This window comes from Gemmatimonadetes bacterium SCN 70-22 (assembly GCA_001724275.1).
Lineage (GTDB): Bacteria > Gemmatimonadota > Gemmatimonadetes > Gemmatimonadales > Gemmatimonadaceae > SCN-70-22.
On the sequence record MEDZ01000003.1, the window covers coordinates 267,422 to 283,196 of the forward strand.

At 70.6% G+C, this 15,775-nt stretch carries 12 protein-coding genes; 9 read left to right on the plus strand and 3 right to left on the minus strand.

Translation table 11 applies throughout. The features are described 5' to 3' along the window. Nucleotides 1–27 precede the first annotated feature (27 nt). The 3 genes from ABS52_02585 to ABS52_02595 form a co-directional block, all read right to left on the minus strand. Nucleotides 28–1,626, minus strand: a complete 1,599-nt coding sequence (locus ABS52_02585) for a hypothetical protein (GenBank protein ID ODT05052.1) — start codon at nucleotides 1,624–1,626, stop codon at nucleotides 28–30. Further along, on the minus strand, nucleotides 1,623–2,294 hold the full coding sequence (locus ABS52_02590) for a hypothetical protein (protein ID ODT05053.1): 672 nt from the start codon (nucleotides 2,292–2,294) through the stop codon (nucleotides 1,623–1,625). Before ABS52_02590 ends, ABS52_02585 begins: the two co-directional genes overlap by 4 nt. Nucleotides 2,295–2,400: 106 nt before the next feature. Next, a complete protein-coding gene (locus tag ABS52_02595) occupies nucleotides 2,401–3,816 on the minus strand; it encodes a hypothetical protein (GenBank protein ID ODT05054.1) in 1,416 nt (471 codons plus the stop codon). Nucleotides 3,817–3,997: 181 nt separating this feature from the next. On the opposite strand from ABS52_02595, the gene ABS52_02600 reads away from it, so the two are divergent. The 9 genes from ABS52_02600 (at nucleotide 3,998) to ABS52_02640 (ending at nucleotide 15,715) form a co-directional block, all read left to right on the plus strand. Beyond that, a complete protein-coding gene (locus ABS52_02600; protein ODT05055.1) occupies nucleotides 3,998–5,779 on the plus strand; it encodes a glutamate synthase in 1,782 nt (593 codons plus the stop codon). After that, entirely contained in the window at nucleotides 5,776–7,575 is a 1,800-nt protein-coding gene (locus tag ABS52_02605; protein ODT05056.1) for a ferredoxin oxidoreductase, read from the plus strand. Before ABS52_02600 ends, ABS52_02605 begins: the two co-directional genes overlap by 4 nt. Continuing rightward, complete coding sequence (locus ABS52_02610) at nucleotides 7,572–8,627, plus strand: 2-oxoglutarate ferredoxin oxidoreductase subunit beta (protein ID ODT05057.1); 1,056 nt, start codon at nucleotides 7,572–7,574, stop codon at nucleotides 8,625–8,627. The genes ABS52_02605 and ABS52_02610 overlap by 4 nt, the downstream gene beginning before the upstream one ends. A 108-nt stretch (nucleotides 8,628–8,735) precedes the next feature. Next, nucleotides 8,736–11,345, plus strand: coding sequence for a hypothetical protein (locus ABS52_02615; protein ODT05058.1), 2,610 nt, complete (start codon nucleotides 8,736–8,738; stop codon nucleotides 11,343–11,345). A gap of 80 nt (nucleotides 11,346–11,425) precedes the next feature. Beyond that, nucleotides 11,426–12,319, plus strand: coding sequence for an ATPase (locus ABS52_02620; GenBank protein ID ODT05059.1), 894 nt, complete (start codon nucleotides 11,426–11,428; stop codon nucleotides 12,317–12,319). Between the two features lie 8 nt (nucleotides 12,320–12,327). Then, nucleotides 12,328–13,533, plus strand: a complete 1,206-nt coding sequence (locus tag ABS52_02625; protein ID ODT05125.1) for a hypothetical protein — start codon at nucleotides 12,328–12,330, stop codon at nucleotides 13,531–13,533. 105 nt (nucleotides 13,534–13,638) lie between these two features. Continuing rightward, nucleotides 13,639–14,310 (plus strand): hypothetical protein, encoded by a 672-nt coding sequence (locus ABS52_02630; protein ID ODT05060.1) that lies wholly within the window; start codon nucleotides 13,639–13,641, stop codon nucleotides 14,308–14,310. A gap of 38 nt (nucleotides 14,311–14,348) precedes the next feature. Then, complete coding sequence (locus tag ABS52_02635) at nucleotides 14,349–15,221, plus strand: carbon monoxide dehydrogenase (protein ID ODT05061.1); 873 nt, start codon at nucleotides 14,349–14,351, stop codon at nucleotides 15,219–15,221. Nucleotides 15,222–15,223: 2 nt separating this feature from the next. Further along, nucleotides 15,224–15,715 carry a carbon monoxide dehydrogenase gene (locus tag ABS52_02640; protein ID ODT05062.1) on the plus strand — a complete coding sequence of 164 codons (492 nt, stop codon included), beginning with the start codon at nucleotides 15,224–15,226 and terminating at the stop codon, nucleotides 15,713–15,715. Nucleotides 15,716–15,775: the final 60 nt, after the last annotated feature.

Consider the following 15,775-nt stretch of genomic DNA (forward strand, 5'->3'; position numbering starts at 1 on the left):
GTGTCGCGGGGTGATGGCGGCGTCGTCTTACGCTTCCCTGGCAATGGCCGCCGAGGTCCTCAGGCCGACCGCCACGAAGGTGAGCGTCCCGTTGCAGCACGAGGCGCTCGGTTGGGCCGGGGCGCCTGCCACCCACAGGTTCTCGTGGTCGTGGGCGCGTCCCCAGCCGTCCACCACGCTGGTGGCGGGGTCGTGGCCCATGCGGCAGCCGCCGGTGGGGTGTTCCTGCCCGAGGTCACCGGGGTTGTTGCGCATCGCGAGGATGTCGCCGCCGCCGGCCCGGGCCATGCGGCGGAAGAGTTCACGGATCTGTTCTTCCTGCCAGTCGCGGAGCGCGGCGCTCTCGGGGGCATCGCGGAAGGTCACGTTAGGCATCGGGTCGCCGAAGCGGTTCCGGTGCGCGTCGTCGAGGACGAGCTTGCTCTCGCGATCGGGGAGGACGTCGTAGTAGGCGCGCACGCGGGCCGTCGCCCCCTTCGCCCGCTGGCGCCAATCGGCGAGCATGGCATCGCCAAGGAGCGGCGCCCCGCGGTCGTCGCGCAGGCGCGGCTCGCGCCCGACGCTCGACTCCCAGATGCGCAGGTCATGGCGGAGGTAGCGCCCGCGGTAGCTCGCGCGCATGAATTGCCTGGAGACGAGCGAGTGTTGCACGTTGACGCCGGGGTAGAGTTCCATGGGGAGCGTGAGCTGTGCCCCGATGTTGCGGTGCCCCGCCAGGTATTTCCCGACCAGGCCGCTGCGATTGGCGAGCCCGTTGGGGTAGGTGCCATCGCGCGAGAGGAGTAGGAGGTGCGGTGACCAGACGAAGCCAGCCGCCAGGACGAAGGTCTTCGCCTCGATCGACACCTCCTCGCCGGGGGCGTCGGTGCGATTTCCCGTGGCCCGGACGATGCGTCCGGTGGCGGGATCGGCGACCAGGCGCCTGACGAGTGTTTCCGTGACGAGGGTGACCTTCTTGGCGGCCACGAGGGTGTCCCAGGTGAAGTCGGGGGAGTACTTGGCGCCGCTGGGACAGATGGGGTAGCAGGTGTCGCAGCGCTGGCACTGCGCGCGCCCGTCGAAGGGGATCGAGTTCTTGGCCGACGGCGTGCTCCAGGTCGCGACGCCGGCCCGGGTCGCCCAGCCTTGCAGCTGGGCGAGGTTGTAGTTGATGGGGAGGGGTGGAAGCGGATACGGCTTGCCGCGCGGGTCGAGCGCCGGGGGGCCCTGCTCGCCGGCGACCCCCATTCGCTCCTCGGCTTCCTGGTAGAAGGGGTCGAGGTCGTCGTAGGTGAAGGGCCAGTCGTCGCCGACGCCGTACAGCGAGCGGGTAGTGAAGTCCTCGGGAGCGTAGCGTGGGGTCACGGCGCCCCAGTGCATCGCCAGGCCGCCGACGTGCATGCTGGGGGAGAAGCCCCACGTGGTGCCGTAGGCGTTCTGGTCGTCGAGGTGGTCGTCCTTCCACGGCCCCTCGCCGTAGGCCATGTAGCGTTCGCGGGCTCGGACGCGCTCGTCGCGCGGTGTCGTCGCGCGCCCGGCCTCGACCACGGTGATGGTCCGCTTCGTGGTCTCGGCCAGGCGGGCCGCCATCAGGGCGGCGGTGATCCCGCTACCGACGATGAGGATGTCGGTCTCGATGCGCCTCATGCGGTGACTCCCGCGATCGGGAGCGGCTTGGCGCCGACGCCGTCGAGCGTGCGGCAGGTCCCGGTGCCGACTTGCGCCCCCAGGGCGAGGTCCCATGCGGCGGGCGAGGCGGCCCAGTGCGCCATCAGGGCGACGGCGACGTGCGAGGCGCCTAACGGGTCCGGGAGGCGTTCGCCGGGGACCGCGTCCAGCGCGGCGGTGACCAGCTCGCGGCGTGCCGCGAGGTCGAGTTGCGCGAACGGCTTCCGCCGCTTCTTCTGGGCGAGGAGGTCGAGCCCCTCCAGCTGCGCCTGCCATGCCGGTGCCGGGTCTGGGGGGAGGTAGCGGATGTCGGAGTAGCCGTAGCCGTGCATCTCTTCGGCGACCGGATCGTAACCATTCACCCAGGCGACGAAGGCCGTGACGGCGGCGGCGCGCCCGGCGGCCCCCAACGATTCCGGGAGGACCGCCTCGCCGAGGGCGGCGAGCGTCTCGCGATCGAAGCCGGCGTTGCGTGACGGGCGCCGCTCCCCGGCCTCACCGCGTCCTCCCGCGGAGGATGGGTTGCAGCCGACGGTGGTGGCGGCGGCGCCGGCGGCGATGGCGCCCGCGACCTTGAGGAAGCCGCGGCGTGACGGCGAGGGACCCGGGAGGTGCGTGGGGTCGGGCGGGGCGGGTTGGTCGGGCACGGCGGGGGCACGAAGGGGTGGAGGTGGAGCGCCGGGTTCGTGTGCAGGCCCAACATTGCGCCGTGGAGCGCCGCCGTCGAGTGGCGGTCGCCGCTCCCGCTGGCCATCACCCGCCGTCGAGGATGGCGGCTGCTTCGGTGGCGATGTCGTCGACGCAGGCGCGCATGCGGTCCTCGTGCGTGCGGAACGAGAGGACGCAGACGCGCGCGAGGTGCCGCTCGCCGATCGTGCAGCCGGTGAGCATCACGCGTCCGCGGGCCGTCACCCGTTCCATGAGCCGGCGGGTGGCCTCGTTACGGGCCGCCTGGTTCGTTAGGCGCGGTCCCTCGAGGTGGAAGGCGAACAGGGAGAGCTGGGGCCACGCATCCATCACGATGCCGGGGATGCGCGCGACCTGCTCCGCCCCCCACACGGCCAGCGCGCGCTTCTCGGCGATGGCGGCGCGGTAGCGCGCGGCGCCGAGCATCTTGACCGCCATCCAGACGCGCAGGCCGGGGAAGCCGCGCGACAGCTCGGGGCCGTACTGGGCGGGGTCGTAGAACTCGCCCTGATTCTCCGGGAGGTAGCCGGCGGTCGCGGAGTGGACCTCGCGAAGGGCGTTGCCGTCCCGCACGAGGAGGGCCCCGGTGCCGTAGGGGAGGAACATCCCCTTGTGGGGGTCGAGCGTGAGCGAATCGCCGCGCGGAAGCCCTTCCAGCAGCGGGCGCAGTTCGGGGCAGGCATGGAAGAAGGCGCCGTAGGCGCCATCTATATGATGCCAGAGCCCCTCGCGCTGGCAGAGGTCGGCGATGTCGTGCAGGGGGTCGACGGCGCCCGTGTTGGTGGTCCCGGCGGACGAGGCGACCATGAACGGTCGCATCCCTCGCGCCCGGTCCTCGGCGATGGCGTCGGCGAGGGCGTCGACTCGCATCCGGAAGTCGTGGTCGGTGGGGATGAGTCGGACGCGATCGTGGAAGATGCCGGCGAGTTTGGCGGCCTTGACGATGCTGTGGTGCGCTTGATCCGACGTGTACAGGGTGCCTGCGCGGATATTGGCGCCCAGGTGGCGCTCTCGTGCGCAGAGGATGGCGTTGAAAGTCGCCATCGATCCGCCTGCCGTGAAGAGCCCGGCCGTCCCAAGCGGGAACTGCATCCACTCCCGGAGCCAGTCCAGGGCGTTGGCTTCCAGCTGAACGAGCGCGGGGGCGGCGGCCCAGACGCCCGTGTAGCGATTGGTGGCGTCGGCGATGAAGTCGGCGAGGGCGGCGGGGTACACGCCCCCGCCGGGGATGTAGGCCAGGTACCCGGGTCCCGGGGTCGTGAACGATCGCGGGATCAGCTCCTCGAACAGGAGGTCGAGGAGTGGTGGGAGGGGAGACGGCTCGTCGGGGGCGGGCTCGCGAAGCGAGCGACACAGCTCGGCGGCGTCGGTGTCTCCGCAGCTCGGGGCGTGGGCGATCGCGGCGAGGTGCGTCACGCTGCGATCCACCACCGCGCGCCCCATCTCGCGCATCGCTTCGGGGGAGAACTCGAGGTCGGCCATGGGGAGCGCCGAGGGGAGGGGGGCGATGGATGGGGGGGGAGTTCGGCTCATGCCGCAAACTACACACGGTACCGAGTCCCCCGCGCCGCGCCGCCCTTACCCCGTGTCCTCCCAATCCCTCCTTGCCGCCCCTCGCGCCTTGCGTCACACTTGCGCGAACCACACCAATGGTCATCCCGTCATGGGTCCTACCGACGTTTCGAATCCCCGCTACTACCATAAAGTCGTGGACTGCCAGTGGGCCTGTCCGGCTCACACGAATGTCCCCGGTTACCTGCGCCTCATCGCGCAGGGGCGCTACGACGACTCGTACCTCGTCAACCGCCAATCGAACGTCTTCCCGGGCATCCTGGGCCGGACGTGCGACCGCCCGTGCGAGCCGGCGTGCCGTCGTGGGCGGGTGGAGGAGAAGCCGGTCGCGATCTGCCGCTTGAAGCGGGTGGCGGCCGACAACCGCGGCGACATTCGCGACCGCCTTCCCAAGGCGCCGGAGCGGAAGAACGGCAAGCGTGTCGCGCTGGTGGGGGCGGGGCCGGCGTCGCTGACCGTGGCCAACGATCTCCTGCCGCTCGGCTATGACGTCACCATCTACGAGAAGAATGCGCAGCCCGGCGGCTTGATGCGGGTGAACATCCCCGCCTTCCGCCTTCCGGCGAGCGTCCTCGACGAGGAGTGCGGCTACATCATCGACATGGGGGCGAACATGCGGTACGGCACCCCGGTCGAGAGCATGCAGTCGCTCCTGGCCGAGGGGTATGACGCGATCTTCGTCGGGAGCGGGGCGCCCAAGGGGAAGGAGCTCGACGTCCCCGGGCGTTGGGATGCCCCGAGCCAGGTGCACATCGGGATCGAGTGGCTCGCGAACGTGCACTTCGGGCACATCGACCGGATCGGCGAGCGGGTGCTGATCATCGGTGTGGGGAACACGGCGATGGACTGCTGCCGCACGGCCAAGCGCGTCGGGGCCACGGACGTGAAGGTCATCGCGCGCCGCGGCCGCAAGTACTTCAAGGCGTCGCCGTGGGAGCTGGAGGACGCCGAGGAGGAGCACGTCCAGATCGTCGAGAACCATGCGCCGAAGCGCTTCGTGGTCGAGAACGGCACGCTGGTCGGGCTGGAATTCGAGCAGCTGCAATGGACCGAGGACGCGGCGGGGAGGCAGGTGAGCACGGTGATCGGCACGGTGGTGATGCCGTGCGACGCGGTCATCCTGGCCATCGGGCAGGACAACGCCTTCCCCTGGATCGAGCGTGACATCGGGATCGAGTTCGATGCCAAGGGGATGCCGGTGGTGGACCGGACGACGCACGCGAGCACGAAGCCGGGGGTCTTCTTCGGCGGGGATGCGGCCTGGGGGCCGGAGAACATCATCTGGGCCGTGGCGCACGGGCATGCGGCGGCGATCTCGATGGACCTGCACTGCCAGGGGATGCCGGTCGGCGAGCGTCCGGCCGAGGGGATGACGCTGGTGAGCGCCAAGATGGGGATGCACAGCTGGGCCTACGAGAACGACTATGACCCGGCCCGGCGGGCCAAGATGCAGCACGAGGCGTTGGAGAAGCGCTTCGCCGACATCGGGGTGGAGGTGGAGCTGGGCTACACGCCCGAGCAGGCGGCCCGCGAGGTGCAGCGCTGCCTCAATTGCGACATCCAGACGCACTTCACGGCGCCGCTCTGCATCGAGTGCGATGCGTGCGTCGACATCTGTCCCACGAACTGCCTGACGATCACGACGAACAGCAGCCCGGTCGACGAGCTGCGCGCGCGCCTCTCGGCGCCGGCGCTCAACCTGGCCCAGGAGCTCCTCGTCTCGCCCGCGCTGCCGCAGACGAAGCGCGTGATGGTGAAGGACGAGGACGTCTGCCTGCACTGCGGTCTCTGCGCGGAGCGGTGCCCGACGGCGGCGTGGGACATGCGCATCTTCGACCTCCAACTTCCGTATGCCGGTCAGGTGGCCCGATGAGCGGGATCAACGACTTTGCGTTCAAGATAGGGACGGTCAACGGCACGGGGTCGGCGAGTGCCAACAGCCTCCTCATGCAGGCCATCTTCCGCATGGGCATCCCCGTCACGGGGAAGAACATCTTTCCGTCGAACATCCAGGGGTTGCCCACCTGGTACGAGATCCGGGTGAGCAAGGACGGCTACACCGCGCGTCCCTCGGAGGTGGACCTCGTGGTGGCCCTGAATCCGGCGACCCATGCGCGCGACGTGGCGTCCGTGCGTCCGGGGGGCTACCTGCTGTACGACTCGTCGTGGCCGATGGAGCCCGACCTGGTGCGCGAGGGGATCACCGTCCTCGGGGTGCCGTTCGGGAAGATGTGCGTGGAGGCCTTCGAGCGGGACCGCGACCGGACGCTGCTGCGCAACATCGCGTATGCGGGCGCGCTGGCCGCCCTCCTCGACATCGACATGGGCGTCGTGGGGCAGATGCTCACCGAGAAGTTCGCGAAGAAGCCGCGCCTGCTCGATGCGAACCACACGGCGATCCACCTCGGCTACGACTACGCCAAGGCCAACTTCGAATGCCCGCTGCCGTTCCACCTCCAGAAAATGGATGCGACCGGTGACGCGATCCTGATCGACGGGAACACGGCGTGCGCACTGGGCGCGGTGTATGCCGGGGCGACGGTCGGGGCGTGGTACCCGATCACCCCGGCCACCGCGCTGATGGAGGCGTTCAAGGGCTTCTGCGAGAAGTTCCGCGTGGACAAGGAGACGGGGCTCCACACCTACGCCATCCTGCAGGCCGAGGACGAGCTGGCGGCCGCGGGGATCGTGATCGGGGCGGGGTGGGCCGGCGCGCGCGCCTTCACGAACACGTCGGGGCCGGGGATCTCGCTGATGCAGGAGTTCATCGGGCTGGCGTACTACACGGACATTCCCGCCGTCTTCTTCGACGTGCAGCGGTGTGGCCCGGCGACGGGGATGCCGACGCGGACGCAGCAGGCGGACCTGATCTCGCTGGCCTATGCCTCGCACGGCGACACGAAGCACCTGGTCCTCTTCCCGGCCAACCCGCGCGAGTGCTTCGAGATGGCGGTGGAGTCGTTCGACCTGGCCGAGCGGTTCCAGACGCCGGTGTTCGTGGCGTCGGACCTCGACATCGGGATGAACGACTGGATGGTGAAGCGGCTGGACTGGGATGATTCGTATCGTCCCGACCGCGGGAAGGTGCTGGACGCGGAGGCCTTGGCGAAGGTGCAGAAGTTCTCGCGGTACCTCGACGTGGATGGCGACGGCATCGCGGCGCGCACGCTCCCCGGCGTGGGAGGGAAGGGGGCGTACTTCGTGCGCGGCTCCGGGCACGACAAGCATGCGGCGTACACCGAGGATTCGGATGCGTACCAGGAAGTGGTCGACCGCCTCAAGCGCAAGTTCGCGCATGCGGCGACGGTGATGCCGGGGCCGGCGCTTCACCGTCGGCCGGGGGCCGAGGTGGGGCTGGTGACCATCGGCGGGTGCGACGCCGCCGTGCGCGAGGCGGGAGACATCCTGGCGGCGCAGGGGATTGCCGCCGACGTGATGCGCATCAAGGCCTTCCCGTTCGGCGAGGAGGTTCGCCAGTTCCTTGGCACGCACGAGCACACCTTCGTGATCGAGCAGAACCGGGACGCGCAGCTGCGGTCGCTGCTGGCGATCGAGCTCGGCATCCCGCGCGACGACATGGTTCCGATCCTCGACTACGGCGGCATGCCGCTCACCGCGAAGGTCGTGGTGGACGCCGTCGCCGCCCATCTTGCCGGAGTACCCGCATGACCTCGATCGCGAAGCCTCCCGTCAGGCACCCCAGCTCGCGCACCAACGGGCTTGGCCTCACCCTGCGCGATTACGAGGGGGCGATGTCGACGCTGTGCGCCGGGTGCGGGCACGACTCGGTCACGGCGGCGCTCGTGCAGGCGGCGTGGGAACTCGAGCTGGCGCCGCATCGCGCGGCGAAGATGAGCGGGATCGGGTGTTCGTCGAAGACGACCGCCTACTTCATGCGCCAGTCGCACGGCTTCAATGCCGTGCACGGGCGCATGCCGTCGGTGACGAGCGGGGCGGCGGCCGCCAACCGCGACCTGACGTACATCGGCATCTCGGGCGATGGCGACTCGCTGTCGATCGGGCTCGGGCAGCTGTCGCACGCGATCCGCCGCAACGTGAACATGCTGTACGTGCTCGAGAACAACGGCGTCTATGGGCTCACGAAGGGGCAGTTCTCGGCCTCCGCGGACATCGGCTCGACGTCGAAGAAGGGCGAGGCCAACGAGCAGGCGCCCATCGACCCGGTGCTGCTGGCGCTCACGTTAGGCGCCACCTTCGTGGCGCGCTCGTTCTCGGGCGACAAGAAGCAGCTGGTGCCGATCCTCAAGGCGGGGATCGCCCACAAGGGGTTCGCCCTCGTCGACGTGATCTCGCCGTGCGTCTCGTTCAACGACCACGAGGGGTCGACCAAGAGCTACGCCTACACGCGCGAGCACGAGGTGGAGGTGGTGCACGCCGATTTCGTCCCCCTGCGGCGCGAGATCACGCTGCCCGACACCAGCGAGGAGGTGGCGGTGGTGCAGCTGCACGACGGGGGGAGCGTGCGGCTGCGGGCGACGGCGCCGGACCACGACCCGACCGACCGCGACTCGGCCTACGCGCACGTCCGCGCCTGCCAGGCGCGGAACGAGATCGCCACCGGGCTCCTGTTCGTCGATGAATCGGGGCGTGACATGCACGACATGTTGCGCACGGTACCGACCCCCCTGATCGACGTCCCGTTCGAGCGCCTGTGTCCCGGCAAGGCGGCGCTCGACGCGCTGATGGAGCGGTATCGGTAGGCGCGCGGTGGGGGTCGCGCCCGGCGGGTGCGGCGCCCGCCCCCACGTCGGGCGGGTCCGGGGGCGGATCGCTGGCGCCTGGGGGTGACCGGAGGTAATCTCGGTACCGTGTCCGCCCCCCCGCCCGGCGCGCGGCCGCCCCTGCGCCGCGCCCGCTCGATCCGCATCCATCTCGCGCTCCTTGCCGTCGTCTCGGCCGTGCCGCTGGCGGTGCTGGCCGTGCGCGCCGGGCTCGAGGCGTACCGGCTCGAGCAGCGGCAAGGCGAGCTTGCGGCGTTGCGCCTGGCGGAAGTCACCTCGGCGGCATCGGTGCAGCTCCTGACCAGCACGCGCCACGTGCTGGAGGGAATCGCGCGGCAGGACACCGCGCTGCTGTTCGACCCCGCGCGCTGCGCGGCCTTGCTGCGCTCGGCGCAGGCGCTCGCCCCGCAGATCGCCAACCTGGTCAACGTCGACACGACGGGGCGCCTCCGCTGCTCGGCGCGGCCCTACCAGGACAGCGCGTTCCTGGACCTGTCCAAGCGACACTGGTTCCGCGAGGTGCAGGCGCGACGCACCTTCGTGGTCGGCGCCCCCCAGATCGGGCTCATCACCGCCGGCTGGGTCATCGCGATGGCCGCCCCCGTCATCGGGGAGGACGGCCACTTCGTCGGTGCGATCGGCGCCAGCATTCCCGCGGTGCAGTTCCAGGAACTCCTGGCGGGGGCCCCGGCGGCGCCCGACGAGCTCATCACGATCGATGACGGCAACGGGATCGTGCTCGCGCGCTCGGCCGAGCCGGGCGTGTGGGTGGGGAAGCGGCTCCCGCCCGCGACGCGTCCCGGAATCCCGATCGGCCCGGGTCGTCAGTTGATCCGCGGGAACGACGCCGACGGCACGCAGCGCCTCTTTGCGAGCGTTCGCGTGCCAAGCGTGGGCTGGACGGTGTATGCCGGCGTGCCGATCGAGCGGGTGGTCGGGCCGGCGCGGGCCAAGCTGGCGAGCGGGATCGCGATCGGCGGCATCGTCCTCCTGCTGGTGGGGACGCTGGCGCGCGGGATCGAACGCCAGATCTCGGGATCGCTGCGACGCCTGGTCGAGACGGCGCGCGAGGCGAGCGAAGGGGCGGCACGTTGGCCCCCGCTGCAAGGGCCGGCGGAGGTGCAGGCGCTCGGACGCCAGTTGCGGGAGAGCTTCGAGTCGCGTGACGCCGCACAGGCGGCGGAGCGCCAGACGCGCGAACGCTACCAGGCGATCGTGGAGCAGTCGGTGTTCGGGATCGCCGAGATCGACGGCGAGGGGCGCTTCTGGAGCGCGAACCCGGCGCTGGCGGCGATGCTGGGGCATGACACGGCCGACCGGCTGGTTGGGACGAGCGTGCGCGAGGTGTTCACCGTCGGCGAGCGGTTCGACGAGCTGCAGGCGCGCCTGCGGCACGAGTCGCTCGTTCGCGACGTCGAGGCGGAGTGGCGCAGGCGGAACGGGGCGCCGATCACCGTGCGCCTGAACGGACGGATCGCGACCGAGGAGGGGGGCGGGACGGTGACGAAGCTGTTCGTCGAGGACATCACCACCCAGCGAGCGCTCGAAGCGGCGTTGCACCAGAGCCAGAAGATGGAGGCGGTGGGACGCCTGGCCGGCGGGGTGGCGCACGACTTCAACAACCTGCTCACCGTCATCGGGGGAAACGCGGCGCTGCTGATGCACGACTATCCGCCGGCGCGCGAGCGTGTCGAGATCCGCGAGATCGCCGATGCGGCCAAGCGCGCCCGGGTGCTGACGAAGCAGCTGCTCGACTTCAGCCGGCGCATGCCGCCGGAGCCGCAACTCGTGGACCTGAACGCGCTGCTGGCGGAGATCGAGCAGCTGTTGCTGCGGTTGCTGGGGGAGCACATCGAGGTGCGCGTCACGCTGGCGCCGGACCTGCCGCGCGTGCGCGCGGACCGGGGGCAGCTGGAGCAGGTGGTGGTGAACCTCGTCGTGAACGCACGCGACGCGATGCCGAGCGGCGGGGTATTGCACCTGACGACGTCCTGGACGCGGGAGGCGCCGGCCGAGCTGGCGCGGCGGCGCCACGTGGAGGGATGGGTCCGCCTGTCGGTCTCCGACACGGGGCACGGGATCGCCCCGGCGGTGAAGGCCAAGATGTTCGAGCCGTTCTTCACCACGAAGCCGCGCGGCGAGGGGACGGGGTTGGGGCTGGCGACGTCGTACGCGAACGTGGTGGCGGCGGGAGGGGTCATCACCGTGACGTCGCGCCCCGGTGAGGGGGCGCAGTTCGACATCTGGCTCCCCGCGCTGCCGGCCGCGACGACGGCGACCCCCGTCGCGCCCGAGCGCGAGGAGGTGGCGGCCGGCGGGACCGAGACCGTCCTGGTCGTGGAAGACGAAGCCTCGGTGCGCCGCCTGGCCCAGCGCGTGCTGGAGACGGCGGGCTATACCGTCTTGCTGGCGAACGACGGCGAGGAGGCGATCACGCGTCTCGGCGATCGGTCGTTGGCGATCGACCTCATCCTGACCGACGTCGTGATGCCACGCCGCGGCGGCACCGACGTGGCGATGGCCGCGCGCGAGCGCGACCCGCAGCTGCCGGTGCTGTTCATGTCGGGCTATCCGGCCGACTTCCCGCTGCAGGAGGCGCTTGCCGGCGACCGCGAGCGGCTGCTCCAGAAGCCGTTCACGCCGACGCAATTGCTGGCCCGAGTCCGCACCGTGCTGGACCGGGGGCGCCGCTCGTAGCCCCGGCCATTGCCCATCCCGTGCGGCCTGCGCATGATGACGAGGCCGCCGCAGCGCACGCTCCATCCCGCGCCCCCCTCATGTTCGACACCATCGAGCAGACCCTCGTGGCCCTTGCCGCCGAGGACTACATCGCGGACGCAGGGCTCGCGACGAGTCTCTTCCTGTCGATCCGCATGGGGAAGGCGCTCTTCCTCGAGGGAGAGCCGGGCGTGGGGAAGACCGAGGTCGCGAAAGTCACCGCCCGCATCCTTGCCGCTCCCCTGATCCGGCTGCAGTGCTACGAGGGGCTGGACGTGAACCACGCCCTCTACGAGTGGAACTACGCGAAGCAGCTGCTCGAGATCCAGGGGAAGCGTGGTGATGCGGGGAGCGGGCACGCGTCGGCGGGGGTCTTCACCGAGGAGTTCCTGATCCGCCGACCGCTGCTGCAGGCGATCGACGCAAGCCACGCGCGCTCGCCGGTCCTGCTGATCGATGAGCTCGACCGTGCCGACGAGGAGTTCGAGTCGTTCCTGCTCGAGCTGCTGTCCGACTTCCAGGTGACCATCCCCGAGATCGGGACGCTCACGGCCGAGCACCGCCCGATCGTCTTCATCACGTCCAACCGGACGCGCGAGGTGCACGACGCGCTGAAGCGGCGTTGCGTCTACCACTGGATCGAGTATCCCTCGCGGGAGGTGGAGCTCGAGATCGTGCGGCGCAAGGTTGGGCGGGCATCGGCGCAGCTTGCGCGCCAGGTGGTGCTCTTCGTGCAATCGCTGCGGGAGGAGGAGCTGTTCAAGCGCCCCGGGGTGGCGGAGACGCTGGATTGGGCGGAGGCGCTGACGCACCTGGGGGCCCGGGTGCTCGACGAGGCCACCGTCAGCGCATCGTTGGGGCTCCTGCTCAAGTACCAGGACGACGTGGAGACGGTGCGCGGCCCGGTGCTGCGCCGCCTCATCGAGCACGCGGCGAGCGCCGCCGACGGGTGAACGAGACGATGGATGTCGCCTCGTTGACGCCGAACATCGTCCTGTTCGGGCGGCTGCTGCGCGAGGCGGGACTCCCGGTGTCGACCGGGCAGGTGCTCGCGCTCCTGGATGCGCTCGGGCTGGTGGATGTCGGAGCGCGCGAACAGGTGTATCACGCGGCGCGGTCGCTCCTCGTGACGCGTCGCGACGACCTCGCGGTGTTCGACCTGGTCTTCCACCGCTTCTGGCGCGCGGGGATCGGGACCACGCTGGTGCCGGCACGACGCGCGCGCGGGGTGAGCGAGGCGGAGCGGGCGGTACAGGGGAGCTTCACGATCGCGACCTACGATGCGTTCCGCGCGCGCGAGCTCGAGCGTGAGGTGGACATCGAGGATCGCAGCGGGGCGTGGAGTGCGACCGAGCTCCTGCGCCAGCGGCGCTTCGCCGAGATGTCGCCGGGTGAGCTGAAGGCCCTTCGCCGGCTGATGCGGAGCATGAGCTGGTCGGCGGCGCTGCGCCGGACGCGCCGGCTGCAGCGTTCCCCGAGCGGGGGCGTGCCCGACATGCGGGCGGCCCTGCGGGGTGCGCTGCGCACGGGGGGAATGGTCATGGCGCTTCCCAGGCGCGAGCGACGCCTGGCGGAGCGGCCGGTGGTGTTCCTCGCCGATATCTCGGGGTCGATGGAGCGATACGCGCGCATCTTCCTGCAGTTCCTGCATGCGGCGGTGCGACAGCGTCGGCAGGTGGAGGTCTTCGTGTTCGGGACGCGGCTGACGCGGCTCACGCAGCCGCTGCGGTTGCGAAACGTGGACCGGGCGATCGCGTCGGCGGCGGCGGATGTCGTGGACTGGGCCGGCGGGACGCGCATCGGCGCGTCGTTGCACGAGTTCAACCACCGGTGGGGGCGGCGAGTGCTGCGGCGGGGAGCGGTGACGGTGATCCTGAGTGACGGGCTCGACCGGGGGGAGCCATCGCTCCTGCGTCGCGAGATGCGCTTCCTGCGCGACCGATCGCATCGGGTGATCTGGTTGAACCCGCTAGCCGGGAGCGCCGACTACGCGCCGGTGGCGAGCGGCATGGCGGCGGCCCGGGAGTTCGTCGACGACCTGCTGGCGGCGCACACGCTGGATGCCCTGGAGTCGTTCGTGCAGCTCCTGCAGCGGGTCCCGTCGCGGCGTGCGCCACGGCGGCCGGATCCCGCACGCGGGCGGGGCGCGGGAACGCGCGCACATTAGCGCACGTTCACCTGTCGCGTGCTTGCTGCGGGCAGGGCCGACGGCCAGAATAGGGACCCGCCCGTCGTTGGCGCCCACTCGTCCCCAGAGCCCGGGTGACCCTACATGAAGATTGCCGGCGAATACTCGTTCGCGGCGCCCCGTGCGGTCGTGTGGGAGGCCTTGCAGGATCCCAAGGTGCTGGCAGCGGTGCTCCCCGGGGCGGAGCGGCTCGACCTGGTGGCGCCTGACGAGTACGAGGGAAAGCTCAAGATCAAGGTGGGGCCGGTGCAGGGCGACTTCACCGGGAAGGTGAAGCTGCAGGACCTGCAGCCTCCCGCCAGCTACAATATGACGATCGACGGGCAGGGGGCGCAGGGTTTCGTGAAGGCGACGGCGTCGATCGCGCTCGCCGAGGACGGCCCGTCGGCGACGCGCATGCGCTACGACAGCGAGGCCCAGGTGGGGGGGCGCATCGCCAGCGTGGGCCAACGCCTGGTGGAGAGCTCGGCGCGCGCCATCGTGAAGCAGAGCCTGGAGGGACTCGACGCGGCGATACGCGCGCGGGCGGCGGCGGCGCAGACGGTGGCCGCGGCGGGTGGAAGTGTGGCCGAGGCGTCGGCCGCGGCCGAGGCGGCGCTGGCGCCCATCGAGGCGGCCAAGCCGTCCCAGGCGGCGTTCGCCGCCGGCGTCGCCAGGGAAGTGGCGAAGGAAGTGATACCGCCCGGAGTGCGACGCGTGATCATCGCGGTCGTCGCGATCGTGGTGATCCTGTGGATCCTTCGGCAGGTGCTGTAGGGCAGTCGTCCAATCACCCGCAACCCCCGAGAGCCAACGTGATACCCGCCGCCTTCGACTACCATGCGCCGTCGACGCTGGATGAAGCGCTCCAGTTGCTGGCGCGACACGGCGATGCCGCCAAGCTCCTGGCCGGGGGGCATTCCCTCATCCCGGCGATGCGCTTCCGTCTGGCGCAACCCGAGGTGCTCATCGACCTCAACAAGCTCGACACCCTGCGCTACGTCCGCGAGGAGGGTGGGGCGCTCGTGATCGGGGCGATGACCCCGGAGGCGTGGCTCGAGGAGTCGGCCGTGGTGCAGCAGCGCTTTCCCCTGCTGGCCGATGCCGTCGCGGTGATCGCCGACCCGCTGGTGCGCAATCGCGGAACCGTCGGCGGGAACCTCGCGCACGCGGACCCGGCCAACGACCAGCCGGCGGTGATGCTGGCTCATGGCGCGACGATCGTGGCCCACGGTGCGCACGGACGCCGCACCATCGCGATCGACGACTTCTTCGTGAGCCTGTTCGAGAGCGCGCTCCAGCCGGGGGAGATCATGGTCGAGATCCGCGTCCCCGCGCCGGCCCCGTCGTCCGGGGGCGCGTACGTGAAGATGGAGCGCAAGGTGGGGGACTACGCCACCTCGGCGGTGGCGGTACAGCTGACGATGAGCGGCCAGACGATCGCCAGCGCGCGCGTGGCGCTCACGAACGTGAACCCGGTCCCGATGCGATCGGCGGGGGCGGAGGCGGCGCTCGTCGGGAAGGCGGCCACCGAGGAGGTGTTCGAGGCGGCGGGGAAGGCCGCCGCGGCCGAGTGCGACCCCTCGAGCGACCTGCGCGGCACGGCGGAGTTCAAGCGCGACATCACGCGCGTACTGGCCAAGCGCGCGATCCGGCGTGCGGTGGCGCGCGCCCAGGGGAGGAGCTGAGCATGAGCACGCACAAGGTCACGGTGGACGTGAACGGGACGTCGCACGCCGGGGAGGTGGATGCGCGCATGCTCCTGGTCCACTTCCTTCGCGAGGAATTGCGCCTGACGGGGACGCACATCGGCTGCGACACGACCAGTTGCGGCGCCTGCACCGTCATCCTCAACGGACGCGCGGTGAAGAGCTGCACCGTGTTCGCCGTGCAGGCCGACGGCGGCGCCGTGGAAACGGTGGAGGGGCTGGAGCAGGGCGGCACGCTCCATCCGCTCCAGGAAGGCTTCTGGGAGAAGCACGGGCTGCAGTGCGGCTACTGCACCCCGGGGATGCTGATGTGTGCGAAGTACCTGCTGTCGAAGAATCCCGATCCCAGCGAGGCGGAGATCCGCGCCGGCATCTCGGGCAACCTGTGCCGCTGCACCGGCTACAACAACATCGTCGAGGCGATTCGCTACGCGGCCGAGAAGATGGCTGCGACGCAGGAGGTGGCACGATGACGACCCACGTCGCTGATCGCTTCGAGAAGCACTCGCCCAAGCCCGAGGGGTCGTCGGCCC

Bases quoted from the DNA above. Each gene is read 5' to 3' on its own strand.
- ABS52_02610 (ODT05057.1), top strand. From the start codon at position 7,572: ATGACCTCGATCGCGAAGCCTCCCGTCAGGCACCCCAGCTCGCGCACC.
- ABS52_02595 (ODT05054.1), bottom strand. From the start codon at position 3,816: ATGGCCGACCTCGAGTTCTCCCCCGAAGCGATGCGCGAGATGGGGCGC.
- ABS52_02600 (ODT05055.1), top strand. From the start codon at position 3,998: ATGGGTCCTACCGACGTTTCGAATCCCCGCTACTACCATAAAGTCGTG.
- ABS52_02630 (ODT05060.1), top strand. From the start codon at position 13,639: ATGAAGATTGCCGGCGAATACTCGTTCGCGGCGCCCCGTGCGGTCGTG.
- ABS52_02605 (ODT05056.1), top strand. From the start codon at position 5,776: ATGAGCGGGATCAACGACTTTGCGTTCAAGATAGGGACGGTCAACGGC.
- ABS52_02625 (ODT05125.1), top strand. From the start codon at position 12,328: ATGGATGTCGCCTCGTTGACGCCGAACATCGTCCTGTTCGGGCGGCTG.
- ABS52_02585 (ODT05052.1), bottom strand. From the start codon at position 1,626: ATGAGGCGCATCGAGACCGACATCCTCATCGTCGGTAGCGGGATCACC.
- ABS52_02620 (ODT05059.1), top strand. From the start codon at position 11,426: ATGTTCGACACCATCGAGCAGACCCTCGTGGCCCTTGCCGCCGAGGAC.
- ABS52_02640 (ODT05062.1), top strand. From the start codon at position 15,224: ATGAGCACGCACAAGGTCACGGTGGACGTGAACGGGACGTCGCACGCC.